Origin of the sequence: Azospirillum baldaniorum, from assembly GCF_003119195.2 — a bacterium.
GTDB lineage: Bacteria > Pseudomonadota > Alphaproteobacteria > Azospirillales > Azospirillaceae > Azospirillum > Azospirillum baldaniorum.
This window is the reverse complement of record NZ_CP022254.1, coordinates 254,711-280,781: the sequence shown is the minus strand read 5'-3', so window position 1 is coordinate 280,781 and position 26,071 is coordinate 254,711. Positions and strand designations below refer to the sequence as shown.

17 protein-coding genes are annotated in these 26,071 nt (G+C 69.1%); 8 read left to right on the top strand and 9 right to left on the bottom strand.

Going from position 1 to position 26,071, the window contains the following annotated elements:
- Nucleotides 1-3 precede the first annotated feature (3 nt).
- The 3 genes from Sp245p_RS15630 to Sp245p_RS15620 all read left to right on the top strand — a co-directional run bounded on the left by Sp245p_RS15630 (nt 4) and on the right by Sp245p_RS15620 (nt 3,672).
- A complete protein-coding gene (locus Sp245p_RS15630; protein WP_014198771.1) occupies nt 4-246 on the top strand; it encodes an Lrp/AsnC ligand binding domain-containing protein in 243 nt (80 codons plus the stop codon).
- Nucleotides 247-429: 183 nt separating this feature from the next.
- Nucleotides 430-2,850 (top strand): LPS-assembly protein LptD, encoded by a 2,421-nt coding sequence (locus Sp245p_RS15625; protein WP_014198770.1) that lies wholly within the window; start codon nt 430-432, stop codon nt 2,848-2,850.
- A 96-nt stretch (nt 2,851-2,946) separates the two neighbouring features.
- Entirely contained in the window at nt 2,947-3,672 is a 726-nt protein-coding gene (locus tag Sp245p_RS15620) for a hypothetical protein (RefSeq protein ID WP_014198769.1), read from the top strand.
- Here the strand turns inward: Sp245p_RS15620 and Sp245p_RS15615 are convergent.
- From Sp245p_RS15615 to Sp245p_RS15600, 4 genes are read right to left on the bottom strand one after another with little or no spacing between them, the layout of a single operon-like run.
- Nucleotides 3,669-5,681, bottom strand: coding sequence for an O-linked N-acetylglucosamine transferase, SPINDLY family protein (locus Sp245p_RS15615; protein ID WP_014198768.1), 2,013 nt, complete (start codon nt 5,679-5,681; stop codon nt 3,669-3,671). The two genes, Sp245p_RS15620 and Sp245p_RS15615, sit on opposite strands and share 4 nt — an antisense overlap.
- A gap of 13 nt (nt 5,682-5,694) precedes the next feature.
- Nucleotides 5,695-6,030, bottom strand: coding sequence for a YdbL family probable chaperone protein (locus Sp245p_RS15610; protein ID WP_014198767.1), 336 nt, complete (start codon nt 6,028-6,030; stop codon nt 5,695-5,697).
- Nucleotides 6,027-6,281, bottom strand: a complete 255-nt coding sequence (locus Sp245p_RS15605) for a YnbE family lipoprotein (RefSeq protein WP_014198766.1) — start codon at nt 6,279-6,281, stop codon at nt 6,027-6,029. The genes Sp245p_RS15610 and Sp245p_RS15605 overlap by 4 nt, the downstream gene beginning before the upstream one ends.
- A complete protein-coding gene (locus Sp245p_RS15600) occupies nt 6,278-7,720 on the bottom strand; it encodes an intermembrane phospholipid transport YdbH family protein (RefSeq protein ID WP_014198765.1) in 1,443 nt (480 codons plus the stop codon). The genes Sp245p_RS15605 and Sp245p_RS15600 overlap by 4 nt, the downstream gene beginning before the upstream one ends.
- Nucleotides 7,721-7,980: 260 nt before the next feature.
- Between Sp245p_RS15600 and Sp245p_RS15595 the strand changes: the two genes are divergently transcribed.
- Entirely contained in the window at nt 7,981-8,508 is a 528-nt protein-coding gene (locus Sp245p_RS15595; protein ID WP_052584437.1) for a peptidylprolyl isomerase, read from the top strand.
- A 101-nt stretch (nt 8,509-8,609) separates the two neighbouring features.
- Here Sp245p_RS15595 and Sp245p_RS15590 read toward each other — a convergent pair whose 3' ends face one another.
- Nucleotides 8,610-11,261, bottom strand: a complete 2,652-nt coding sequence (locus tag Sp245p_RS15590; RefSeq protein ID WP_014198763.1) for a protein kinase domain-containing protein — start codon at nt 11,259-11,261, stop codon at nt 8,610-8,612.
- A gap of 281 nt (nt 11,262-11,542) precedes the next feature.
- On the opposite strand from Sp245p_RS15590, the gene Sp245p_RS15585 reads away from it, so the two are divergent.
- Complete coding sequence (locus Sp245p_RS15585; RefSeq protein ID WP_109138669.1) at nt 11,543-12,481, top strand: aldose 1-epimerase; 939 nt, start codon at nt 11,543-11,545, stop codon at nt 12,479-12,481.
- Between the two features lie 16 nt (nt 12,482-12,497).
- Here the strand turns inward: Sp245p_RS15585 and Sp245p_RS15580 are convergent, their stop codons facing one another.
- Nucleotides 12,498-13,307 (bottom strand): lysozyme inhibitor LprI family protein, encoded by an 810-nt coding sequence (locus Sp245p_RS15580; RefSeq protein WP_014198761.1) that lies wholly within the window; start codon nt 13,305-13,307, stop codon nt 12,498-12,500.
- Nucleotides 13,308-13,319: 12 nt separating this feature from the next.
- On the bottom strand, nt 13,320-14,246 hold the full coding sequence (locus Sp245p_RS15575; RefSeq protein WP_014198760.1) for a hypothetical protein: 927 nt from the start codon (nt 14,244-14,246) through the stop codon (nt 13,320-13,322).
- 259 nt (nt 14,247-14,505) lie between these two features.
- On the opposite strand from Sp245p_RS15575, the gene Sp245p_RS15570 reads away from it, so the two are divergent.
- The 3 genes from Sp245p_RS15570 to Sp245p_RS15560 all read left to right on the top strand — a co-directional run bounded on the left by Sp245p_RS15570 (nt 14,506) and on the right by Sp245p_RS15560 (nt 21,540).
- The gene (locus Sp245p_RS15570) at nt 14,506-17,850 is read left to right on the top strand and encodes a transglutaminase family protein (RefSeq protein WP_014198759.1); all 3,345 of its coding nucleotides are present in this window, start codon (nt 14,506-14,508) and stop codon (nt 17,848-17,850) included.
- A 128-nt stretch (nt 17,851-17,978) separates the two neighbouring features.
- Nucleotides 17,979-20,573 (top strand): circularly permuted type 2 ATP-grasp protein, encoded by a 2,595-nt coding sequence (locus Sp245p_RS15565; RefSeq protein WP_244947665.1) that lies wholly within the window; start codon nt 17,979-17,981, stop codon nt 20,571-20,573.
- Nucleotides 20,574-20,586: 13 nt separating this feature from the next.
- Nucleotides 20,587-21,540: a transglutaminase family protein gene (locus Sp245p_RS15560; protein WP_014198757.1), complete on the top strand. Its 954-nt coding sequence runs from the start codon at nt 20,587-20,589 to the stop codon at nt 21,538-21,540.
- A gap of 172 nt (nt 21,541-21,712) precedes the next feature.
- On the opposite strand, the gene Sp245p_RS15555 is transcribed toward Sp245p_RS15560, so the two are convergent.
- Both Sp245p_RS15555 and Sp245p_RS15550 read right to left on the bottom strand, forming a co-directional pair.
- Nucleotides 21,713-24,835: an efflux RND transporter permease subunit gene (locus tag Sp245p_RS15555; RefSeq protein WP_014198756.1), complete on the bottom strand. Its 3,123-nt coding sequence runs from the start codon at nt 24,833-24,835 to the stop codon at nt 21,713-21,715.
- A 3-nt stretch (nt 24,836-24,838) separates the two neighbouring features.
- Nucleotides 24,839-25,972 (bottom strand): efflux RND transporter periplasmic adaptor subunit, encoded by a 1,134-nt coding sequence (locus Sp245p_RS15550; RefSeq protein WP_014198755.1) that lies wholly within the window; start codon nt 25,970-25,972, stop codon nt 24,839-24,841.
- Between the last annotated feature and the right edge of the window lie 99 nt (nt 25,973-26,071).

The window sequence follows — 26,071 nt, the reverse complement described above, 5'->3', positions numbered from 1 at the left end:
GCCATGCAGACCATCTTCGTCATGGTCAAGTGCGAGCTGGGCAAAGCCTATCAGGTGGCCGACCAGGCCGTTCAGGACATTGAGCAGGTGTCGGAGGTGCACTCCATCTCCGGCCAGTACGATCTGCTGATGAAGTGCTATCTGCCCCAGGATCTGGACATCGGCCGATTCGTGACCGAAAACATCCAGACCCTGACCGGGGTGCGCGACACCTTCACCCTCATCGCCTACAAGGCTTTCGCCTAGGCGTTCGACAGGTGCGGAAACCGCCTCTCGGAGGGGCGGAACGGGTAGAAAAAAGGGGACTCCCGCCTGTCGCGGACGGTCCCCTTTTTCATGACTCCGCCTTACGGCAACAGGCGTTGGACAATTCGCGAGACGCGCCGCGAAACCGTTGACTTGGCCGGTTGGTTACCTCAAACGTTCGGCATGTCCCAGCTCCCGTCCCGACATGCCCGGCGCGCCCGCGCCACCAGCCCGAAGATGCATCGCCCGTTGGACCGCCGGTCGCTGGTCCTGCGATCCGGCATCGTCGCCCTGATGGCCGCCTGCGGCATCGTCCTGGCCGATCTGGCAGACGCCCAGCAGCCTCCCGCTCCGGCGCCTCAGGCAAACGGCGCCCCGCCGGTCGGGGCGGACCAGGGAGGACGGCTCGAGGTCGTCGTTCCGGCGTCAGGTCCGGCTGCGGGACCGTCCAGCGGCCAGCCGCAGGACCCCCCGGTCCTTCTGGGTGCGGACACGGTCACCTTCGACGAGACGAACAGCCTCGTGACGGCGTCGGGCAACGTCGAGCTGTCGCAGGGCCCCCGGACCGTCCATGCCGACACGATCACCTACAACCAGAAGACCAAGGTGGTCATCGCTTCCGGCAACGTCCGTCTGGTCGAGCCGTCGGGCGATATCCTGTTCTCCAACTACGCGGAACTGACCGACGATATGCGCGACGCGTTCGTCGAGAATGTCCGCGTGCTGATGACCGACAACAGCCGCATGGCCGGCAACGAGGGCGAGCGGCGCGGCGGGCGCCTGATCCGCCTGAACCGGGCGGTCTACAGCCCCTGCGAACTCTGCAAGACCGATCCGACCCGCGCCCCGGTCTGGCAGATCCGCGCCGCCCGCGTTGTCCAGGACAACGAGGATCACGAGGTCCGCTACCGCGACGCCGTCATGGAAATGTTCGGTGTCCCGTTCTTCTACACCCCTTACCTGTCCCACCCCGACCCGACGGTGGACCGGCGCTCGGGCTTCCTGACGCCCAGCTTCCGCAACAACTCCAATCTCGGCTTCGGCGCCATCGCCCACTATTACTGGGACATCGCGCCGGATCAGGATGCGACCTTCGACCTCGGCGGCTATTCCGAACAGGGCCTGTTCCTGGGCGGCCAGTACCGCAAGCGCTTCGAGAACGGACGGCTGCAGCTCGACGCGTCGGGAACGCAGGGTGAGATTCCCAACGGCACGCTGAAGGGCGCCGACGACCGGCGCTGGCGTGGCCACGCCTTCGCCAGCGGCCTGTTCGACATCGACGAGACTTGGCGCTGGGGCTTCAACCTGAAGCGGGCCAGCGACGAGCTGTATCTGCGCCGCTACTTCAACATCCGCGACGAGGTGCTGACCAGCCGCGCCTTCGTCGAAGGCTTCAATGGACGCAACTACGCCGCGGTCAACGCCTACGCCTTCCAGGATCTGCGCTGGGGCAACCCGGTCCAGGAGCCCTACGTCCTTCCCGAAGCGCGCTACAACGCGTTGGGTGAGCCGGGAAGCCTGCTGGGCGGGCGCTGGTCCCTGGACAGCAGCCTGCTGGCGATCGCCCGGCCGGGCAGCGGCGGCCCCGACACCCAGCGGCTGGCCATGCAGCCCGGCTGGCAGCGGGACATCTATTCCAACCTGGGTTTCGTCACCACCATCGAAGGCAGTGTCCTGCTGGCCGGCTACACCGCCCAGCGGTTCGATCCGAACGACCCGGCGGGCGGGACCGGCAACGACAGCGTCCAGCGCCTGCGCTTCTTCCCGCAGGCCACGACCACGGTCCGCTACCCCTTCGTCCGCTATGGCGAGAGCAGTTTCCAGACCATCGAGCCCATCGGGCAGGTCAGCGTGTCGCCGAAGGTGGACAATGATCCGGCCTTCCCGAACGAGGACAGCCTCGACGTCGAGTTCGACGAGGTCAACCTGCTGATGCCCAACCGCTTCACCGGCATCGACCGGCTGGACGGCGGCCTGCGCGCCACCTACGGCCTGCGCACGACGTTCCAGGGCTACAAGACCGGGTCGGCCAGCCTGTTCGTCGGCCAGAGCTTCCGCGCCGACGACACCGAGAACTTCCGCGGCGGGTCGGGCCTCGACAAGAAGTCGTCGGACTATGTCGGTCGCCTCGACCTCCGCCCGGCGGACTGGCTGGACGTGAACTACGGCTTCCGCATCGACCACGACACGCTGAAGCCGCGCCGGCACTCGGTCAACGCATCGGCCGGCGTGCCGCTGCTGCGCGTTGCCGGCACCTACACCTATGTCGACCAGACGGAAAACCCCTACGTCGTCGAACGGAACGAGGTGGAGCAGGCGGGCATCTCGGTGTCGTCGCAGTTTTCGGAACACTGGTCGATCGGCGTGTCCCATTCCCAGGCCTTCCGTCCCGATGCCGGGCCGCGCTCCAGCGCGGGCGTGCTCCGCTATCAGGACGAATGCCTGATCTTCGAAACCATCGCCCAGCGCGACTACACCGTCATTCAGAACGGCGAGCAGGAGGGGAACTCCATCTTCTTCCGCTTCGTGTTCAAGAATGTCGGCGAATTCCGCACGCCGGGGATCAGCGCCGGATTCCTCGGCCCGTCCGGGGCCAGCAACTGATCTGGAGCGGCGTCTCCAGCCAAGGTCAAGGGGTTGCATCGGGCGGCCGATCTGGGTAGCCATAGCACCCTCCTCTTCCGCTCGGGTTTGCTGCACATGGCCTTGGGACGCTACGACTACGAACGCCGTTATCGCCGCCGCTTCTGGGCGGGGTTCGCGAAGTTCGGTCTGTTCGCCGCCGTTCTCCTCGGTGTCGGTCTGTTCGCCTACCAGATGGGCATCGAGCAGCTGAAGGGCCGCGACGTCACGTTGCGGGAAGAGATTTCCACCCTGTCGCGCCAGAAGGCGGAGCTGGAACTGCTCGCCAGCCAGATGCAGCACGCCGCCCGAACGGCGGAAGCCCGCGCGACGGAGCTGGAGGCCCGGCTCCAGCGCGAGGTTCCCTCGGGCGATCTCGCCCGGCTGGCGGGCTTGGTGTCGGAGCGCTTGAAGGGCGGCATGGACCCCAACCGCCTCGCCTTCGTCATCGCCCAGGTCCAGGCGGTGCGCAACTGCCAGCCGGCGGAAACCAAGCGATTCGCCCTGGCCACCCCCCTCCTCAAGTCGGGCAACCGCAGCACCAGCTTCAACAACGGCGCGGTGACGGTCAGCGGCGAGGGCCAGTCGTCGCGCAACGCACAGGGCAACGCCGAAAGCTGGTTCGATCCGTCGCAGCCGGTGACCATCAAGATCGCCGGCATGGGCGGCAAGGAGACGGTTGCCAAGGGCGTTCTGCCCCTGCACCAGACGGTGGTGATCGACAGCACCGAGTACCGCTTCACCTTCGCCCCCGGCGCCCGCTCCTTCGTGGACGTGACCGCCGACCGCTGCCCCTTCCCTTAATCCTCGTCCCGGACGGCGAACGGGCGCGGCGGTTTGCCGGCCATGTGGATGTCCCACATCGTCGCGTAGGCGCGCTCCAGGGCACGGGCCAAGCGGTCGGTGTCGAACAGCGGCGCGCGCTCCCTCTCTGCCATGAGGCGCGCCTTCAGCCGGGCGATGCCGTCCGGATCGCCGGCCAATCGCACGGCCGCGGCTTCATAATCGGCGGGCGAACGGACGGCCAGCTCGGGCAGGCCGACGGCGCGCAGCAGGCTCATCCCGACGCGGGACGCGAACCCTTTCCCCGCCACCGTCAGCACCGGGAGGCCGGCCCACAGCGCGTCGCTGGCCGTGGTGTGGGCTCCGACCGGGGTGGTGTCCAGGAACAGGTCGGCCAGACGGTAGCGCGCCAGATGCTCCGCCGGGGGACGCCGGGGCGCGAAGACCAGCCGGTCCGCCGCCACGCCGCGGCGCACCGCCTCCCGCCGCAGATTCGCGCTCGCCTCCGGATGGCTGTCGAGCAGCCACAGCACGCTGTCCGGCACAGCGCGCAGCAGCCGGCACCACAGGTCGAACAGGGCCGGCGTGATCTTGTAAGCGGCGTTGAAGCAGCAGAAGACGACGCCCCGCTCCGGCAGGCCGCAGGCCGCTCGCGACGGAGTCGGACCGATCGGCCGCCTTCGGTCGTTGGGCTGGTAGCAGGCCGGAAGCTGAACGATCCGCTCCGCGTAGAAGGGCTGGTGATCGAACGGCGTGATCAGAGGGTCGCCGATCACGTAATCGATGAATCCGGCGCCCATCGTTCCCGGATAGCCCAGCCATTGCGCCTGCACGGGGGCGGGACGATGGGCGGCGATCTCCGGCCGGGCGTGCTGGGTGTATCCCTTGAGGTCGACCAGGATGTCCACGCCGTCCGCCCGGATGCGCGCCGCCGCGTCGGCGTGGGAACAGGCGGCGAGGTCCACGAAGCGGTCGAAGGCGCCCGTCAGCCGGCGCCGCATCGGACCACCGTCGTCCGGGCCATAGCTGCAGCCGACGACCTCGACCCGCTCCCGGTCGTGGCGCTCGATCAGTTCCGCGATGAGAGCCGCGGTGGCGTGCTCGTGAAAATCGGCGGACAGATAGGCGACGCGCAGGCGACCGCGTGATCCGGCGTCGCGGCGCACCGGCATGGCGGCGATGCCCTGCGCCCTCCAGTCCGCGTAGCGGCGGGCGCAGGCCAACTCCGCCGCAGGGCCGGCGCCTTCGCCAAGGAAGATCCAGGGGTGGACCTGCCGCGTCCCGCCGCCGCTCACCAGGGCGGCCAGTTGCGCGGAGCGCTCCGCCAGCCCGTTCCAACGGCAGAGATGCCGCATCTGCTGAACGAGTTGGGCGAGCACGCCGCCCGCGTCGGGCAGGCCGAGCGCCAGGGCACGTTCGAAAGACGGCAGGCTGTCCGCGAGGTGCCCGGCCTCCTTCACCACCAAACCGAGATTCGCATGGGCCTCGGCCAGATCGGGGCGAAGCGTCAAGGCGTTGCGGTAGCAATGGGCGGCGGCCTCCGGCTGACCGCGCTCCTGCACCGCCGTGCCGAGGTTGAGCCAGCCGGGGACCAGGGTGGGGTCGAGCGACACGGCCCGGCGCAACGCCGTCTCCGCCGCCTCGTGGTGGCCCAACGCGCGGAGCAGGACACCCTGGTTGCAAGGGGCCGGGGCGAAGCGCGGCATCAGCCGCGCGGCCTCGCCATAGGCGTCCGCCGCCTCCGCGGTGCGGCCCAAGACCTGAAGCGTCAGACCAAGATTGAAATGGTTGCCGCCGAAATCCGGCAGCCAGGACAGGGCGGCGCGGTGGTGCGCCTCGGCCTCCGCCGCCCGTCCCCGCCGCCGCAGCGCCTCGCCGTAGGCGGAGCGGGCCACCGCCTCCTCCGGCGTGCCGGGCTCGCCCAGCGCGTCGAGCGCACCGAACAGCCCGGCCAGCGCCGCAGAATCGCCCGGTGCGGCGGCCAGAGCCGCGCGGCAAGCCCCGATCCGGGCGCGGAGATCGGCGGTCATGGGCGCCGGTGACTTACTTGCGGACCCAACGTCCGCCCGACAGCACATACTGGCCGGCAGGGGTCCGCTCGATCAGCTGCTTTCCGGCCAGGGCCTGGACCTGATCCACCGAGGTGCCGTTGCTGCCCGCGATCTCGCGGTAGCGGGCGAGACGCTGGGCGTTGACCTGCTCGGCGAGTTGGGCCGCGGCGGCCGGCGCGCCGGGGACCGCCCCGACCAGCCCGTCCGGCCGTTCGCCGATCTGCCCGGCAGCCTTGGCGGCGCCGAGCGCGTCCTGGGCCGGCGCCATTGCGGGAACCGACAGGGCGAGCGCCAGGACCAGCCCGGCGGCGGCAAACATGCGCTTCATGGCTTTCTCCCTCCCTTCGCGCCGCTGTCCGAAGGCAGTCCGAACAGGGCCGGATCGTCCGCGATGGCCTTTTCCAGGTCGCGTTCGACCTTCACCCGGACTTCCTGTTCGATCCGGATGTTCAGGTTGATCTCGATGGGCTTGTCAGGCGCCTCGACCTTGACGGTCGGGGTGCAGGCGCCAAGGGCGGCCGCCAACCCGGCGATCAGTGCGGCGGTCAGGACGCGCCGGCTTCGAACCGTGTGTCTCATGGATTCTTTCGTTGGAACTCCGTCATGCGATCACGCACCGTCTCGGGAATGCGGTAGGTGTCCAGGCTTTGCCGCAGGATCCGGTCGAGCGCGCCGCTCACCTTAAGGTTAAGCGCGACCGGATAGCCATCGTAGAATGCCGGATTGGACCCACGGATGGCGATGCCGACCGCCAGCTCTCCGCCAGCCTGCCCCTCCACGGTGGCACTCAGCGTGTCATAGCGGAAATCGGTCAGCGCCCCCATCAGCAGAGCCGTCGGGCTGCCCTCCTCCCCCATCAGGAAGCCGGGCGGATTCTCGGGATCGTAGCGCAGCGTGCCGGGACCGTCGGCCTCCAGCAGCCCACCGTCCAGATGGACGGAGTCCGCTCCGATGCGCACCGGCAGGCGCCCGCTGACCGTTCCGCTGGCCTCCAGCCCGTCCACCGCGACCATCGCCAGCATGGGACCGAGATGGACTCGCTCCGCCCGCAGCGTGACCGTCCCCCGCGGCGCCGCCGGATCGATGGCGAACGGGTCCGCCCGCAGCACGCCGCCGGCCCAATGCCACTCGGCCCGCTCCACGCTCAGCCGGCCCTTAGCCCCATAGCCGAAGCGGAGGGTGCCGTCGGTCAGCGGCAACCCGACGTCGAGCAGCTTCACCGCCAGCGTCTGACCGGGCGCGACCACCGGGGGAAACAGGCTGGGAAAGGACAGAACCCCGTTGATCCCACTGGCGGCGACCGGCCCGAATTGCCCGGCGAGGTCGGCGAGCAGAAGGTCGCCCTGGGCCTTCAGCGCCGCGCCGTCCCAGGTGAGTCGGGCCTTGGCGGTCAGGGTGCCCACCGTTTCGGCGATCGTGCCGGCGCCCGTCCAATGGGTGAGGACCGGCAGCCCTTTGGCCGGGGCGGTCAGCGTCGCCTGCCCGTGGTGGGTCGCGCCGTCGCGTGTCATGGTCAGGCGCAGCGTCCCGCCGGCCGTGCCCCGCGGTGTCGCCAGCGTCACCGCGGAGTCGGCGAGCTGGATGGTGTCGATGGGAATCACGACGTTTCCGCCGCCCGCCGCTCCGCCGTTGCTTCCCGCCGCGGCGGAGCCGGTCAATGGATGGCCGGCGATGCGCAGGACGCCGTCCTTGGCCACGTCCAGCCTCAGGCGGACATCCGCAAGATCCAGCCGTTCGATTCGCCCCTCCAGAAGAGCGTCCGTCGGATGGCGGATGGTGAGCGTTCCGCTGACCGTGCCCTGCCGGTCCAGGCGGACCAAGGCGCTGGTCTGCTCCACCGACAGGTTGGTCACCGTCACGGCGGCGTCCGGGAAGCCGGCGCGGCGCAGCGCCTGCGTGGCGGCGGTGGCGGCCAGATCGGTCCGGTGCTGGACGGCGAGGGCGACCGTGCCACCGATCAGCACCAGCTTCACCAGCACCAGCCATCGTCTCAACCGCCGCACGCTTTGCTGCCGCACGCCCCACCCCTCGCCGTTCAAATTGCCATCGGTCTCTTTCGGGTATGAACACCCGAAAGGCAGTCTATCGTCCATCGCGGCCGGGGCGCGACCGTGCCGTGTTGGGACAATGATGAGCCGGCGGCGGAAACCGATCGGAAAAGCGCCGATGAAGGCAGCCCCGCAGGGCGTCTTTGCATCGGCGCCGGTTTCCCCTATGGTCGCGTCCGCGGAATCGGCACATCGGAGTGTTTCGCATGTTGCGGTGGACGCGCATTCTCATGGCGGCACTGTTCGCCACATTCATCTTCGCTCAGGGGGAGGCCAAGGCCTTGGATCCGGAAAACACCCTCTACCTCGACCTCAAGGACGGCCGCGTGGTCATCGAACTGCGCCCCGACCTGGCACCGAACCACGTCGCCCGCATCAAGGAGCTGACCCGTCAGGGCTTCTACAACGGCGTCGTCTTCCACCGCGTGATCGACGGCTTCATGGCCCAGACCGGCGATCCGACCGGCACCGGCACCGGCGGCTCCGGCAAGAAGCTGAAGGCTGAGTTCAGCAGCGAGCCGCACGTCCGCGGCACGCTGTCGATGGCCCGCACGCCGGACCCGGACAGCGCCGACAGCCAGTTCTTCATCTGCTTCGCCCCGTCTTCGTTCCTGGACAAGCAGTACACCGTCTGGGGCAAGGTCGTCGAAGGCATGGAGTTCGTCGACAAGATCAAGAAGGGCAGCCAGTCCCGCAACGGTCAGGTCAGCGACCCGGACAAGATCGTCAAGATGCAGGTTGCCGCCGACGCCAAGTAACGGCGCCGGGGAAAGGATCGCCGATCACGGCGGTCCTGTTCAGGTGATTGGGGCGGTGAAACCGCGCGCCGCCCCGTTTCCCGCTCCATTCGTCCGGGTCGTCACGGCCCGTTGATCGCCCCGGTCAGCGCCAGCAGGAGATCCCGCATGCTGCGGGGCCGGTCCTGCCAGCGCATCGAGAGGCCGCTCAGCAACACCTTCTCGAACCCGGGCGGCACCGTGGCGCCGCCTTCGGCCAGACGGGGCACGCGGTCGTTCATGAAGCGGCTGGTGGCATCGGGCGGTGTCTTTCCGGTCAGCGCATAGTAGACGGTGGCGCACAGCGCGTAGACGTCCGTCCAAGGTCCCTGCTTTCCGTCCGGCGCGTACTGTTCGGGCGGCGCGTAACCCGGCTTCAGGATCACCGTCAGGTCGGCGCTCTTGCCGGCGGCGTGGCGCGCGGCGCCGAAATCCAGCAGCTTGCGGTCGCCGGCGCTGGTCAGGAAAATATTGTCGGGGCTGATGTCACGGTGGATCAGGCCCAGCTCGTGCACGGCGTGCAGCGCCTTGATGATCGGCGACAGCAGGGTCAGCGTCGGGCGTGCCGCGATCCGTCCGCCATTCTCGGAGACATGCCGCTTCAGGGTGCGCCCGTCGAGAAGCTCCATGACGAGATAGGCGGTCTCGTTCTCCTCGAAGAAGTCCTGGACGCTGACGATCTCCTTGACCTCCCGCAGGCGGGCGAGCATCCGCGCCTCCTCCAGGAACTTCGCCAGCCCGGTGGAGAAGCTCGCCGCGTGCTCGTCCGAGAAGGGAGCGATTCCCGGCGATCCGGCGACGCGGGACACCAGATTGGCGGGGTAGAATTCCTTCACCGCGACCTTGATCTGAAGCCGTTCGTCCCAACCCAGATAGGTGGCGCCGAAGCCCCCCTGCCCCAGGACGCGGCCCACCAGATAGCGCCCCAGCAGCCGGGTTCCCGGAAGCAGATGGACCCCGTTGCGGTTCGGCACGCGGACCGGATAGCCGCATTCCCGGCACACCTCGCGCGGGGCCTTCGGCACGAAGCAGGCCGGGCACAGGCTCGACGCGGCGCCGCCGACCAACGGCGCCTCCATCGTTACCGCGGCGGCGCTCACCGGAAGGGCGATGCTGCGGACCGGCGGAGCCACGACGGTGGGCAGTGCCGTCGCCCCGCAAGGCTCGAAGGCGGACCGCGCCGCCGTCTGGTCGCGCAGAGACGACGGCTTGGCCGGCGGCAGCTGCATCTGACTCAGACGGTCGAGCAGTTCGTACAGGCGGCGGACCTCCGCCTGGGCGATGTCGTCGCTCTGGGCGCCGGCCAGCTCGGCCTGGAACTGCGGCTGGCGGGCCGTCTCCAGAATGTGCTGGCGCAGGACCGAAAGCGCCCCGCCGTCGCCGATCAGCCCGGAACAGGCGAGTTCCGCAAGGCGAATGATCCGGCGGCGTGGCAGCGGTTCGATCTGGCGCAGCCGCTGGACGAGCCGGCCCCGCCGGGCGAAGTCATCGACCACCGAATCCGCGCGGGAGGCGATCCGTTCCCGATCGTGCTCCGGCAGCGCCGAACCGCGAATGGCCTCCACCGCGCCGGTCAGGGCCTGCCGCACCAGCGCCGTGTCGGGCGTCTGGAGCACCATGTTCTCCACCAGCAGCTCGTTCTTCAGCGCGGCGTCCAGCGCGTCCACAATCTCACCCATGTGCCGCTCCGCGGCGGGCACCGTGGAGACGGCGACCAGATAATGGATTCGGCAGATCAGGTCCGGCTGCGTTTCGCTGAGCCCCACGATGGAACGCCGGTAGGCGCTCGCACCACCCTGCTCCAACCGGCGGGAGTAGCGGACGGTCAGCGCGTCGGCCATGGCCGATCCGCCGGTCAGCCCTGACGGGGTCAGCAGATGCCCCATCAGCGCGCGCAGCAGGTCGGCTTCCTGTTCCGCCGTGCCGCGCCCGAGCGTTTGCGGCGCGCGAAGCTGGCGCCGGATGCGCTCCAGAACCATGTCGCGGGCGGCGGGCAAGCGCCCCTGGCGGAACAGACCGTTGAGAACGCCCAGCCGGTTCGGTCCGAACGCCTCCATCGGCACGCGTCCGAACAGAAGGTCGCACAGCCTCGCCAGCGGCGAGCCTCCGGCCGGCGTGTTTCCGAACAGTTCCTGCGTCGCTGCGGGCGAGGCCAGCACGTCGCCGATCACCTCGTCCAGCGTGGTGGACAGGGCGTCCTGCCGCTCCGCCGGAAACAGCTGGATCAGAGCGTCGAGCTTCGACGCCCAGGTCCGGCACTCCTCAAGCTCCAGGCAAACCGCCGCGCGCAGATCGAATCCCGCATCGCCGGTCGGCGATTTTCCCGGCGCGCTGCGCAGGATGGAATCGATGAGGGCGCGCCCCCGCCCCAACCCGGTGAAGGCGAGCTGGGCGGCACGGGCCTTCGCCACGGTTTCGGACAGCGCGTTGTCCAGCGCACGGCGGCGGGCCTTGGCATCCTGGCCGGGAAGGCGGGCCTGCACCGTGGCGACCCGGCCCAGGGCGGACTCCATCAGCGTGGCCTTGGCCTGGAGCGCCTTCAGATGCCGGCTGCTGTGGATCAGCTCCGTCGGGGTCAGCACGAGGCTGTCGAGATGCGGACGCAGCGCGATGCCGATGACCATCCGCGCCGGCCCGCCATGGTGATCGGCAAGCGTCTGGCACAGCACCGCCTCGTCGAGCGTGCCGGCGGGGCCGGGTGCCCCTGCGGAGGCGGGCGTCCTTGAGGCGGGCATTGACACGGGCAGCCTATGAGCAGGATCGGCGTGGCGGCGAATGGCCTGGACAGTCGGCCATAATCCGCGCGGTCCGGTAAACAGCCGGTATACGTCAGCCGAAATGACCGAACGGTGTGGTTGCGCGACAGAGGAGGCTTTTTGCGCAGAGGTGTTGCAAGGGGCCATAGGGCGTGGTCCATGGCACACTTTTGCGCGCAGCCCCGCCCTTCCCTTCCCCTGCGGGCTGTGCGATACCCGAACCGATACCGGCGCCCAACCACCGCCGGCGGGAGATCCGGATGGAACAGGTCGAGTTGGACCAGGGAATCGGCGCCCACACCCTCACGCTGCATCGCAGCGCTGCGAACGGCTCCCTGGAATGCACGCTGTGCCCGCGGCGCGGGGGCGTCGTTGCCCGCCTCGCCTGGCGCGGCGCGGACGGAACGATCGACCTCCTGCGCCCGGCCTCCGACTGGGCGTTGCGCCACGGCTCGGCCAACGACATGGGCTGCTTCCCGCTTGTGCCCTTTTCCAACCGGATCGGCGGGGGGCAATTCAGCTTCGACGGGCGGCAGGTACGGCTTCCGCTCGACGGAGACGGCAATCCGCATGTCATTCACGGCCACGGCTGGCGCTCCGCCTGGACGGTCGAGGAGGCCGCCGAATCCGCCGTGCGCATGGTTTTCCGGCACCCTGCCGATGCCTGGCCCTGGCGCTACCGCGCGACGCAGACCGTGGTGCTGGAGGAGGATGGGGCCAGCCTGACCCTCTCCCTCCTCAACGAGGACGACACTCCGATGCCCGCCGGGATCGGGCTGCACCCCTATTTTCCGAAGCCGCCGGGCACCCGCCTGACCGCCCGGGTCGATGGTGTCTGGCTGAACGGGCCGACCATCCTTCCGGTGGAGCGCGCCGTAGTGCCGCCCCGCTGGGCCTTTACGAACGGGATCGTCATGGACCGGACCGTTCTCGACAACGGCTTCACCGGCTGGGACGGGGCGGCGGCTCTGGATTGGCCGACGCTCAACCGTCGATTGTCGATCGAGACCGAAGGACCGTTCGGCCATCTCATCGTCTATGCCCCGCCGGGCGAGGATTATCTCTGCGTCGAGCCGGTGTCCCACATGACCGACGCGGTCAACCACCCGGAGCAACCGGACACCGGCCTGCGCCGTCTCGAACCGGGCGAGGAACTGAGCGGCACCATGCGCTTGCGCCTGGAAACGCTCGCCCGTTGAAAGCCGGTCCGCGGGGTCAGCGGCAGCGGACGAAGGTGGCGCCGAAGGCTGGTTGGTCCAGCGTCAGGAACAATCGGTCCAGCCGCGGCGCCTCGGCGGCATCCAGGCGCAGAACACCTTCCGGCAGCCCCTCTTCCCCGCCGAAGGACAAACCTTCCGTCAGATCGCCCTCGCCGGGCGCCAGCGGGCCTTCCAGCGGAAAAGCGGCAATGCGCGGATCGTGCAGGCTGAAGGCCCCGTCGCTGGTGATCTCCAGGTAGGAGGTCCGGCAATCGTCGATCGGCGTCCGGGTGGCCGGATCGGCCTTGGCCCAGCGGCCGGTCAGGGTCGGCACGTCCACCGCGCGCTTCGCCGCGACCGGCTTGGCCTGGCCTTGGCCGATGGGCTGAGCCGGGCGTGGCGGTGCGGAGGCGGTGACGGTCAGCGGCTCGTCGGCCAGCGGGGCACGGCGGGCGGCCAGTTCCGATTCGAGCGCTTTGGTGCGGTCGGCCATCTGGCGTGTCAGACAGGCGGCGCGGTCCTTGTTCTTCTTCGGGTCGGCGAGATCGGCTTCCGCGACCGGACAGGCGGCGTCCCGCCGCTGGACCCAGGCGCGCTGGCCGGCGGCGACCGCCTCCTCGCCAGCCTTCCCGGCCTCGTCGGCCAGCGCACGCAGCGCCGAATCGAGCTTGTCGGCGGCCCCCGCCAGCGACGCGTCACGGCACAGCAGGAGCGCGACCGGAGTCTCCCCGGCGCAGTCCGCAGGCTTGGCGGCCTCTCCGCTGGTGTCCGCCGCCATGGCCGTGCCGGCCATCAGCATGCCCGCCAGAAGAATCGCTGCCCGCATCGCACACATCCCTTACGCCGGAAACGCTTCCAGGACGGCTTTGACCTGTCGCTGGAAATCCTGGTCGCTGCGATAGCGCGTCAGGACCGTCTTGTCACGCTGAACGAGGAAAAAGATGTCCTCGCGGCTGGGCAGGGAGCGCGGATTGGGCTTGTCCAGCAGGTCCCCGTTCCAACCAATCCGCGCCATGAAATAGACGGCACGGGAATTCAGCATGAACAGCTTATTATCCGGTGCCATCTTCTCCCGACGCAGCAGGGCATAGAGATAATAGTTCCGCCCATGAAAATAATTGACGTAGATCGATTGCAACGCGGCAAAGCGTTCTTCAGGGCTTGTGTATTTTTTGATCTGCCGCTCCAGCTTGAACCCCGCGAAGAAATACTCCCGCGCTTCGTTCTCGAAGGAAAAGGCCGTGCCGCGGATCTGGGTGAGCTGTTCCCCGTATCTGCGCAGAACACGCCCCATCAGCAGTTCAAGGAACCGCCGCTCCGCGGCGAGATCGTCCGGTGTCTGCAGGATCAGTTCGAAGACATGGCGCAGATGATAGGGGTGCCGCACCACGATGACCGGAACGCTGGACGCCTTGCGCTTGTCCGATCCTCCCCGCTCCCCCAGCACCGTCGCCGACGGCGATACCGAGGCGATCACCGAAGAGATGGTGTCCTGGATCTTCCAGCGCCGCTTCACCTGCGCGGACTGCCTGCCGATGTGGAAGCGCGCGAGACGGCGCTGCCACCGGCTGCGCCACGTTTCCTTCGGCGCCTTGTGCGTCGGCAGATTGCCGACGACCAGCGGGTTGCCGAGCACGTCGGGCGGAGGCGGCAGCGGGTTGAAGTTGAAGTATTTTCCGGTGACGACGCCACGCGTGGAACCGCCGGGCGCTCCATCGCCCGCCGAAACTCCGCCACCCACAGACAGGCCCGCCAGCGTCGCCATTCCCGATGCACACTCTGCCTGCGTCGCTCCCGTCCGGTGGACAAGGCCCGCGGACAGAGATGGCTCTTTATAAAGCGGTCTGGGCGTCGATGAAAGACGCAACCGGTCCAATATGCATCTGCTTGTTTTTTGTGCAACCAGTTCGTGCCGCGATTGCGAAGGCGCTCTGGTCTGCGCGAACTCTTCGATGGTACTATGCCCTCTCCGTGCGGCGGAGAGCCGCAGGGGACCGGCCAGCGCAGACAACGGGTGGAACTTCATGGCGATCCACGTCGCTCTCAACCACAAGACCGTCTACCGTTACGACCGATTGGTCAATCTGGGACCACAGATCGTCCGGCTCCGCCCGGCCCCCCACTGCCGCACCCCGATCCTCAGCTATTCGCTGCGCGTCACCCCGAAGCATCATTTCCTGAACTGGCAGCAGGACCCCCAGTCCAACTACCAAGCCCGCTTCGTCTTCCCGGAGAAGACCCGCGAATTCGTGATCGAGGTCGATCTCGTCGCGGAGATCGCGGCAATCAACCCCTTCGATTTCTTCCTGGAGGAGAAGGCCCAGACCATCCCCTTCGCCTACGAACCCTGGCTGGAGCGCGAGCTGCGCCCCTATTTGGAGGTGGAGGAGCCGGGGCCGCTGCTGGCCGACTACATGACCGGCATTTCGCGGGAACCGGCGGCGTCCATCAACTTCCTGGTGGACGTCAACCAGCGGCTCCAGAAGGACATCGGCTACGTCATCCGCCTGGAGCCCGGCATCCAGACCTGCGAGGAGACGCTGGGCAAGCGCACCGGGTCCTGCCGCGATTCGGCGTGGCTGCTGGTGCAGATCCTGCGCAACCTCGGTCTGGCCGCCCGGTTCGTCTCCGGCTACCTGATCCAGCTCACCGCCGACCAGAAGGCGCTCGACGGACCGTCCGGTCCCGAAGAGGACTTCACCGACCTGCACGCCTGGACCGAGGTGTTCCTGCCCGGTGCCGGCTGGGTCGGCCTCGACCCCACCTCGGGACTGCTGGCGGGCGAAGGGCACATCCCGCTGGCCTGCACGCCCGACGCGTCCTCCGCCGCCCCCATCTCCGGCCTCATCGACGAATGTGAGGTGGAGTTCGGGCACGAGATGTCGGTCACCCGCATCTATGAGGCGCCGCGCGTCACCAAGCCCTACACGCCCCGGCAATGGGCGGGGATCGAAGCACTGGGCCACCGCATCGACGAGGAGCTGACCGCCGGAGACGTGCGCCTGACCATGGGCGGCGAGCCGACCTTCGTCTCCATCGACGACATGGACGGGGCCGAGTGGAACACCACCGCGCTCGGCCCCAACAAGCGCAAGATGGCCGCCGACCTCGTGCACCGGCTGGCCAACCGCTTCGCGCCGGGCGGGCTGCTGCATTTCGGCCAGGGCAAATGGTATCCCGGCGAATCGCTGCCGCGCTGGGCGATGACCGTCTACTGGCGCCGCGACGGCGAAGCGCTGTGGGCGAACAGCGACCTGCTGGCCCGCGAGGACACCGACTACGGCCACACGGCGGAGGACGCCGGCGCCTTCCTGGTCACGCTGGCCAAGAAGCTGGGGCTTGACCCGGCGCTGGTGCTCGCCGCCTACGAGGACCCCTGGCACTACCTGCGCCGCGAATCGCTGCTGCCGGTCAACGTCGATCCGCTGGACAGCAAGCTGGAGGACAAGGAGGAGCGGGCGCGCCTCGCCCACGTCTTCACCCGCGGCCTGAACGAGCCGGTGGGCTTCGCCCTGCCGATCAACCGCAAGATGACCCAGCAGGGGCCGGTGTGGCTGTCCAGCGCCTGGCCGCTGCGCCAGGAACGGCTGCTGCTGATGCCGGGCGACAGCCCGGTCGGCTACCGCCTGCCACTCGGCTCGCTGCCCTGGGTGGCGCCGCAGGACTATCCCTATTCCTGGGAGACCGACCCGTTCGAGGAGCGGGCGCCGCTGCCGCCGAACCGGGTGCCGCTGCGTCAGCACGCGATTCGCGAGGAGGCCGGGCGCCAGGACGCCTCCCGGCGGACCGAGCGCGTCCAGCGCGCCATGGCCGAAGTGCGCAGCGAGATGCCGGAGCACGGCAAGTCCGCTTGGTGGGTGGTCCGCACCGCCCTGACCTGCGAGGCGCGCAACGGGCGCATCCACCTGTTCCTGCCGCCGATGAACACGCTGGAGGACTATCTGGCGATGCTGGCGGAGATCGAGGCGACGGCGCTTGAACTGGACATGCCGGTGGTGATCGAGGGCTACCAGCCGCCGAAGGACCCCCGCCTGAACTCGCTGGCCGTCACCCCCGACCCCGGCGTGATCGAGGTGAACATCCACCCCTCGCACAACTGGGACGAGCTGGTCCGCAACACGCTGGAGCTTTACGAGGACGCCCGCCAGTCGCGGCTGGGCGCCGAGAAGTTCATGATCGACGGGCGCCACTGCGGCACCGGCGGCGGCAACCACGTGGTGATGGGCGGCGCCACCGCGGCGGACAGCCCCTTCCTGCGACGGCCCGACACGCTGCGCAGCCTGATCACCTTCTGGCAGAACCACCCGTCGCTGTCCTACGCCTTTTCCGGCCTGTTCATCGGCCCGACCAGCCAGGCGCCGCGCGTGGACGAGGCCCGCGACGACGCGCTCTACGAGCTGGAGATCGCCTTCAACCAGATCGACAAGGCCGCCGCGACCGGCGACTGCCCGCCCTGGATGGTCGACCGCGTGCTGCGCAACCTGCTGACCGACGTGCAGGGCAACACCCACCGGGCGGAATTCTGCATCGACAAGCTCTACTCCCCGGACAGCTCCACCGGACGGCTCGGGCTGGTCGAGTTCCGTGCCTTCGAGATGCCGCCGCACGCGGAGATGAGCCTGACCCAGCAGCTTCTGCTGCGCGCCCTGGTCGCGCGCTTCTGGAAGGCGCCCTACAAGGGCAAGCTGGTGCGCTGGGGGACGGAGCTGCACGACCGCTTCATGCTGCCCTATTTCGTGCAGCAGGATCTGGCGGACGTCATCGCCGACCTGCGCGACCACGGCTATCCCATCGAGGAGCGCTGGTTCGACCCGCACATGAACTTCCGCTTCCCGGTCTATGGCCACGTCAACCAGCGCGGCATCTCGCTGGAACTGCGCATGGCGCTGGAGCCCTGGAACGTCCTGGGCGAGGAGCCGGGCGGCGGCGGCACCGTGCGCTACGTCGACAGTTCGGTCGAGCGGGTGCAGGTGCGGGTCACCGGCCTGACCGACGCGCGCTACGCCATCACCTGCAACGGCCGCCGCGTGCCGCTGATCCCCACCGGGACGGAGGGCGAGTTCGTCGCCGGCGTGCGGTACCGGGCGTGGCAGCCACCCTCCTGCCTGCACCCGACGATCCCGGTGCACACGCCGCTGGTCTTCGACATCCTGGACCTGTGGGCGGGCCGCTCCATCGGCGGCTGCACCTACCACGTCATGCATCCGGGCGGGCGCAACTACGACACCTTCCCGGTCAACGCCAACGAGGCGGAGGGTCGGCGCCTCGCCCGCTTCTTCCCCTTCGGCCACACCCCCGGCCCGATGGACGCACCGGCGGAGGAGCGCAACCCGCAGTTCCCGATGACGCTCGACCTGCGGCGGGGCTGATCGGCTCTCCCTTTCCCCGGCCGGAATACGCCTTTCGGCCGGGGCGCGCCGATGCGCCGCTTGCATCGGCGGGACCGGGCGTTCACACTTGCTGCGCATTGCACCGCCGTGAACGTACGATCCGAACCTTGGCCGACCGCGATTCGCCCTTTCTTGACCCCAGCGCGCCCCCTCCACCGGGGCTGCGTCCGGTGCCGTTCCTCCAGGGATCGCTGTTCGGCGAGGCCGACGCCATGGGTTATGGCCGCGGCGAGGTCTATGACGAGATGGTCACCGGACAGGGCCGCCTGCGCCCGCACTGGCAGACCTTCATGGGAACGCTGGGCCCCCTCGACCCGGAACTGATGGCCGAGCGGTGGGAAGAGGCGCGGCGCCTGCTGCACCAGAACGGCGTCACCTACAACATCTACGGCGATCCCAAGGGGATGGAGCGGCCCTGGCCGCTCGACATGGTGCCGCTGCTGATCCCCTCCCACGAGTGGAAGGCCGTCGAATCGGGCCTGATCCAGCGCGCCACGCTGTTGAACGCGGTGCTGGCCGACATCTACGGGCCGCAGACCCTGACGCGCAGCGGGCGGCTGTCCCCGGCGGTGATCCACGCCGATCCCGGATTCCGCCGCGCCGTGCACGGCATTCCGGTGCCCAACGACATCCACCTGCATTTCTACGCGGCGGACCTCGCCCGCGCGCCGGACGGGCGCTGGTGGGTGCTGTCCGACCGCACCCAGGCGCCGAGCGGCAGCGGCTACGCGCTGGAGAACCGGGCGGTGCTGGCGAAGGTCCTGCCCGACAGCTTCCGCCACTGTCAGGTGGAGCATCTGTCGCCCTTCTTCGAGGCGTACAAGGAAACGCTGCTGTCGCTGAGCCCGCGCCGCGACCAGCCGCGGATCGTCCTGCTGACGCCCGGCCCCTACAACGAAACCTATTTCGAGCACGTCTATCTGGCCCGCTACCTCGGCATCACGCTGGTGGAGGGCGCCGACCTGACCGTGCGCGACCGTCAGGTCTATCTGAAGACCCTGTCGGGGCTGGAGCCGGTGGACGTCATCCTGCGCCGCCTGGACGCCGATTTCGCCGACCCGCTTGAGCTGCGCGCCGACAGTTCGCTGGGCGTGGCGGGGTTGATCGAGGCGGTGCGCGCCGGCAACGTGGTGGTGGCCAATTCCCTCGGTTCCGGATTCCTGGAATCCATGGCGGTCAAGCCGTCGCTGCCCATGCTCTGCCGCCATCTGCTCGGCGAAGAGCTGAAGATGCCCGGCGTCGCCGTCTGGTGGTGCGGCAACGACGACGAGCGCGCCTACGTCATCGAGCATCTGGACGGGCTGGTGGTGAAGCCGGCCTTCCCCTCCCTGTCCTTCGAGCCGATCTTCGGCGCCGACCTGTCGGCGGCGGAGCGCACCGCTCTGGTCGAGCGCATCAAGGCCCGCCCCTGGTGCTACGTCGCTCAGGAGCGTCTGGCCCTGTCCACGGCGCCGGTCTGGCAGGGCGGGCGGCTGCAGCCGCGCCCGCTGGTCCTGCGTGTCTTCCTCTGCGCCCGCCCGGACGGCAGCTACACCGTCATGCCCGGCGGCCTGACCCGCGTGTCCACCGAATCCGGGAAGCTGGTCGTCTCCATGCAGCGGGGCGGCGGCAGCAAGGACACCTGGATCCTCTCCGGGCGCCGGGCCGAGGCCACACCGGCGACGCCGCGCCCGCAGCCGGCCCAGGAACCGCAGCCGGTGCCCAAGGCGGCCTCCGCCGACCTGCCCAGCCGAGTGGCCGACAGCCTCTACTGGCTGGGCCGCTACGCGGAGCGGTCGGAGGGCACGGTGCGCCTGCTGCGTTCCACCCATTCCCGCCTGACCGACGGCAACGTGCCGGGCGCGTCGCTCCAGCTTCGCCCGCTGCTCCACCTGATGGCCTGGGAGGGCATGATCCCCTGGGACCTGACGCGCGTCACGGCGCTCGGTGGCGGACGGGCGCTGCGGGCGGCGCTCTACAGCTCCGTCGTCGATCCCGACCACCCCAACAGCCTGCGCGCCCAGGTGCAGCGGGTGCACCGCACCGCCTATTCGGTGCGCGACCGCCTGTCGCTCGACATGTGGCGGGTGGTGACGATGCTGGAGCGGCAGAGCCAGCCGCCGGCGCACAAGCTCGACGCCGCCGCCATGCTGCTGCGGCTGGACGACCTGATGACCAGTCTCGCCGCCATCGCCGGGCTGGAGCAGGAAAGCATGACGCGCGGCCAGGGCTGGCGCTTCCTCGACATCGGGCGCCGCATGGAGCGGGCGCTCCACATCATCTCGGTGATGCGCGGCATCCCGGTCCACACGCTCGACCGCCAGGACGAGCCGGTCCAGGTGGCGACGCTGAGCGTGCTGCTGGAACTGGGGGAGAGCGTGATGACCTACCGGTCCCGCTATCTGACCAGCGTGCGCCGCCGGCCGGTGCTGGAACTGCTTCTGGCCGACGACTCCAACCCGCGCGCCCTGGATTTCCAACTTGCGGCTCTGGAACGGCACGTGGCGGCCCTGCCCAGCGGTTCGCAGGCCGTGCCGGGCGACACGGCCGCCTCGGCCCGCTCGATCCTCGGCGCCGCCCGCGCCTCGCTGCGCGCGCCGGAGGCTCTGGACTCCGGCACGGCCCTGCACACGCTGCTGGACTCGCTCGCCCTGTCGTTGCCCGAGATTTCCAACCTCCTGACCCACGCCTATTTCAGCCATGCCTTTGCCCGACCGGCCTGACCTCTCCCCGACCATGGCCGGCGCGGCCCCCGCTGACGTTCCCTCCGGTGACCGTTTCGGCGTTCGCTTCCGCGTGCGCCACACGACCCGCTACGACTATGGCGAGGACGTGTCGGTGTCGCACCATCTGCTCCATCTGACCGCCCGGCCGCACCCGCGCCAGCGCGTCCACCAGAGCGCGCTGACCATCCTGCCGGCGCCGGCGGTGCAGTCGTCCCACACCGACTATTTCGGCAACACCGTCACCTACGTCGCGATGCAGGAGCCGCACCGGCAGCTGGTCGTCACCGCGGAAAGCGAAGTGGAGGTCGTCCCGCCGCCGCCGCTGGACGCCGCGTCGACGCCGTCCTGGGAGCATGTGCGCGATTCGCTGGGCGGCCTGAGCGGCCCGGAGGACGGGGCGGAAGTGGTCCAGTACCGCTTCGACAGCACGCTGGTGGCGGCCAGCCCGACGCTCCAGGAGTACGCCGCGCAGTCCTTCACGCCCGGCCGCCCGACGGCGGAAGCCGCGCTGGACCTGATGCGGCGCATCCACGACGATTTCACCTTCGACCCCACCGCGACGACGATCGCCACCCCGATGGCCGAGGTGATGCGGCACCGCCGCGGCGTCTGCCAGGACTTCGCCCACATCGTGGTCGGCTGCGTGCGCGCCATGGGACTGCCAGCCCGCTACGTCTCCGGCTATCTGCGCACCCTGCCCCCGCCGGGCCGGCCGCGTCTGGTCGGCGCCGACGTCAGCCACGCCTGGGCGTCCGTGTGGTGCGGCGCCGAGACCGGCTGGATCGACGTCTGCCCGACCAACGCGCGCCGCGCCGACCAGGACTTCATCACCATCGCCTGGGGCCGCGACTACGACGACGTCAGCCCCGCCCGCGGCGTCCTGATGGGGGCCGCCGGCCACACGCTGTCGGTCAGCGTCGATGTCGAACCGCTGGAAGACAACGGGGCGCCCTCCTTCCCCTGACAGGGAATCGAGCCCTCGCGTCGGCCCCCGCCCCGGCCCTCCCCCGCTAACGCAGGGGAGGGTGCCTTCTGCGAAGCGGCGGCAGTCCCCTCCCCTGCGTTAGCGGGGGAGGGTTAGGGTGGGGGCTCAACGCAACCACTCGCCAAGCACCTCTGCCTTCCGGCCCGGTTGGTCACTCCGCCGGCTGAGGGTGCGCACCCGTCGGGTGGCCGGCGGAGCCGTCCACGGCCGGGAGAGGCTTCTTCTTGGCGATGTAGCTGTAGACGGTCGGCACCACGAACAGCGTCAGGAAGGTGCCCAACAGCATGCCGCCGACGATCACCGCGCCGATGGCCTGCCGGCTCTCCGCACCGGCCCCATGGGCGTTGGCGAGCGGCACGGCGCCCAGCACCATGGCGCCGGTGGTCATCAGAATCGGGCGCAGGCGCAGCACGGCGGCCTCCTCCACCGCCTTGCGGATGTCCACCCCCTCGCGCTGGAGCTGGTTGGCGAACTCCACGATCAGGATGCCGTGCTTGGTGATGAGGCCGACGAGCGTCACCAAGCCGATCTGGCTGTAGACGTTCATCGTCCCGCCCGTGAAATGCAGGGCGGCCAGCGCGCCGGTCATCGACAGCGGCACCGTCAGCATGATCACGAAGGGATCGATGAAGCTCTCGAACTGTGCCGCCAGCACGAGATAGATGAAGGCCAGCGCCAGGATGAAGACGAAGTACAGGCCCGTCGCCGATTCGCGGAACTCGCGGCTCTGCCCCGCATAGTCGGTCTGGGCGGTGGCCGGCAGCACGCGGTTCGCCGCCGCCTGGAGATAGCCCAGCGCCTCGCCCAGCGAGGTGCCCGGCGCCAGCGTGGCGGTGATGGTGACGGAACGCAGCTTGTTGAAGTGGTTCAACTCCTTGGGCGCCACCCGCTCCTCGATGTGGACGAGGTTGGCGAGCGAGATCATCGCCCCGGTGCTGGTGGCCACACCCGCCTCCGCCGCCATGGTCGGCGTGCCGCGGACGTAGATGGAGGCGATGTCGTCCGGGTTGCGGCGGTCGACGTCGCCGACCTGGACCACCACGTCGTACTGCTTGCCCTCCTTCTTGAAGCGGGTGACCTGCCGCCCGCCCAGAAGGGTTTCCAGCGTGCGGCCCACCGTCTCCACATCCACCCCGAGATCGGCGGCCTTGTCACGGTCGATGGTGATGCGCAGTTCCGGCTTGTTCAGCTTCAGGTCGGTGTCGAGGTTGGTCAGGCCGGGGAACTTCCGCGCCTCCGCCATCAGCCCGTCGACCATCTTCTGAAGCTCGTCGTAGGGCAGCGAGCTTTGGATGACGAAGTTGACCGGCTTGTCCACCGGGCTCTGCCCCAGCGACGGCGGATTGGTGACGAAGGCCAGGATGCCGGGGATGCCGAACATCTTGGGGAAGAGCTGGGCGGTGATCGCCTGCTGCTTCACGTCGCGCTCGTCCCAGTCGATCAGGCGGACGAAGGAGATGCCCTGGTTGACCACCGGGAAGCCGACCACGACGAAGAACTTCTCGACGATGGGGATCTGGCGGAACAGGTCCTCCATCCGCTTGGCGTAGCTTTCCGTGTAGTCGAGCGTCGAGCCCTCCGGTGCGATGGCGATGCCGACGATGGTGCCGCGGTCCTCGACCGGCGCCAATTCCGACTTCAGCCCGGTGAACAGCGTGTAGCTGAGCCCCGCCACCACCGCGCCGACCAGCAGCACCAGCGGGCGCGCCTTCAGCGACAGGCGGAGGATGGACCGGTAGCCGTTGGTCAGCCCGTTCAGCAGCCGTTCGATGGCGTTGTAGAGCGCGTTGTGCTTGGTCTGGTGCTTCAGCAGCTTGGAGCACATCATCGGCGACAGGGTCAGGGCGACGAAGCCCGACACGATCACCGCCCCCGCCAGCGTCAGCGCAAATTCGGAGAAAAGGCGGCCGGTGCGGCCGGTCATGAATCCGATGGGCGCGTAGACCGCGGCCAGCGTGATCGTCATCGCGATGACCGCGAAGCCGATCTCCTTCGACCCCTGCAAGGCCGCCTGGAAGGGCGGCACGCCCTCCTCGATGTGGCGGTAGATGTTCTCCAGCATCACGATGGCGTCGTCCACGACGAGGCCGATGGCCAGCACCATGGACAGCAGCGTCAGCGTGTTGACTGAGAAGCCGAAGGCGTACATCAGCGCGAAGCCGCCGATCAGCGACACCGGGATGGTCACCAGCGGCACCAGCGTGGCGCGGAAGCTGCGCAGGAACACGAAGATGACCAGCACGACCAGGACGATGGCCTCGAAGATCGTGCTGAACACCGCGTCGATGGATTTGGCGATGAAGACGGAGCTGTCATAGCCGACATCCACCCCCATCCCCTCCGGCAGGGCGGCGCGGATCTTCGGCAGCGCCTCGTTCACCGCCTTGGACACGTCCAGCGGGTTGGCGGTGGACTGCTTGACCACGCCGATGGCGACGGCACCGCGCCCGTTGAAACGGGCGCTGACCCGCTCGTCCCGCGCGCCCAGCTCGGCCCGGCCGACATCCTTCAGCCGGACCATATAGCCGCCGTCGTCGCGCAGGATGATGCGGTCGAACTCCTCTGGCGTGCGCAGGTCGGTCTCGGAGACGACAGTGAACTCCCGCGCCTTGCTCTCGACGCGGCCCGCCGGAATCTCGACGTTCTGCTTGCGCAGCGCGTTCTCGACGTCCTGCGGGGTGACGCGGTAGGCGGCCATGCGCTGCGGGTCGAGCCACAGGCGCATGGCGAAGCGCCGCTCGCCGAAGATTCGCACCTGGGCGACGCCGGGCAGGTTCTGCAGCCGGTCCTTGACGTAGCGGTCGGCAAAGTCCGTCACGTCCAGCGGCGAATGGCGGTCGGAGGAGAAGGCCAGATAGATGATCGGCTGCGCGTCAGCCTCCACCTTCGCGATGACCGGCTCATCGATCTCGTTGGGAAGCTGGGCGCGCACGCGGCCGACGCGGTCGCGCACGTCGCTGGCCGCCGTGTCGACGTTGCGGTCCAGGCGGAAGCGCAGGGTGATCTGGCTCTTCTCGGCGCGGCTGATCGAGGACATCACGTCGATGCCCTCGATGCCCGACAGCGAGTCCTCCAGGATCTGGGTGACCTGGCTTTCGATGATCTCGGCCGACGCGCCTTTGTAGGTGGTCTCCACCGTGACGACGGGCTCGTCGATCTTCGGATATTCGCGCACCGACAGGCGCTGGTACGACACGATGCCGATCAGCATGAGCGCGAGGCTCATGACCGTCGCCAGGACGGGCCGGCGGATGGAAATGTCGGAGAGAACCATGGGTCAGCTCCCCGCCGGCTTGTTGTTCACGACCACCACCGGGGCGCCATCGCGGATCTTCAGCTGACCGGCGGTCACCACCACGTCGCCGGGCTGCAGGCCGGCGGTGATCTCCACCTCGGCGTTGCGGCGCTCGCCCAGCGTGACCGTGGTCTGCACCGCCTTGCCCTCCACCACCTTGAAGACGAACTGCCTGTTGCCGAAGGCGCTGACCGCCTGCTCGGGCACCAGCACAGCGTTCGGTGTCTGGTCCAGCGTCAGGGCCACCCGGGCGAACAGGCCAGGGCGCAGGGCGCCGTCGCTGTTGGGGACGCGGGCGCGGATCACCACGGCGCGGCCGTTCACGTCCACCAGCGGGTCGATGGCGTAGACCGTGCCGTCGAAGGTCCGCCCGCCGAAGGAGTCCACGGCGACCTTCAGGGTCTGGCCGGTGCGGACGGTCGGCAGATACAGCTCCGGCACCCGGAAATCGAGCTTCAGGATCTCGATGGCCTCCAGGTTCACGATGTCCTTGCCCGCCGCCACCACGTCGCCCACCGAGACCTTGCGCAGGCCCAGCACGCCGTCGAATGGGGCGGTCAGGGTCAGCTTCTCCAACTGCGCCTTGGCGAGCTGCACCGCCGCCTCGTCGGACTGGAGCTTGGCGAGCGCCTGCTCGCGATTGCGGGCGGGGCCGGTGCGCTGGCGGTACAGTTCGTCGGCGCGGGCCAATTCGGCGCGGGAGAAAGCGATGCTTGCCTGCGCCTGGGCCAGCGTGGCACGGGCGATGGAGTCGTCGAGCCGGATCAGCACCGCCCCCTTTTTCACCGCCTGCCCTTCCAGGAAGGCGATCTCGGAGACCTTGCCCGCCACCTCGGGCCGGATGACCACCGATTCGCTGGACAGCAAGGAGCCGACCGCGGTGACCTGACGCGACACGGTGCCGGTCTTGACCGGCGAGGCCTCCACCGGCATCGGCGGTGTGCCGCCCGGCGGGCCGCCCGCCGCCGGGCCGCCTGCGGAGGCGCCGCCGGGGGACGGAACCTTGCCGGCGAGCAGCGTGTTGATGGTTCCGCCCTGCTTGACGAAGTACCAGTAGGCGCCGCCGCCGAGAGCGACCAGAACCAGAAGGGCGACGATGCGAAGCGTGTGGCGCATGGATACGGAACCCGCACAGGCCCGCCGGCCCGCCGGGCGGGCGCGCGGGGCGTTTCGTGTCAACCGGGCCGCTGTGAGGGGCGGGCGGTAAACTGAACT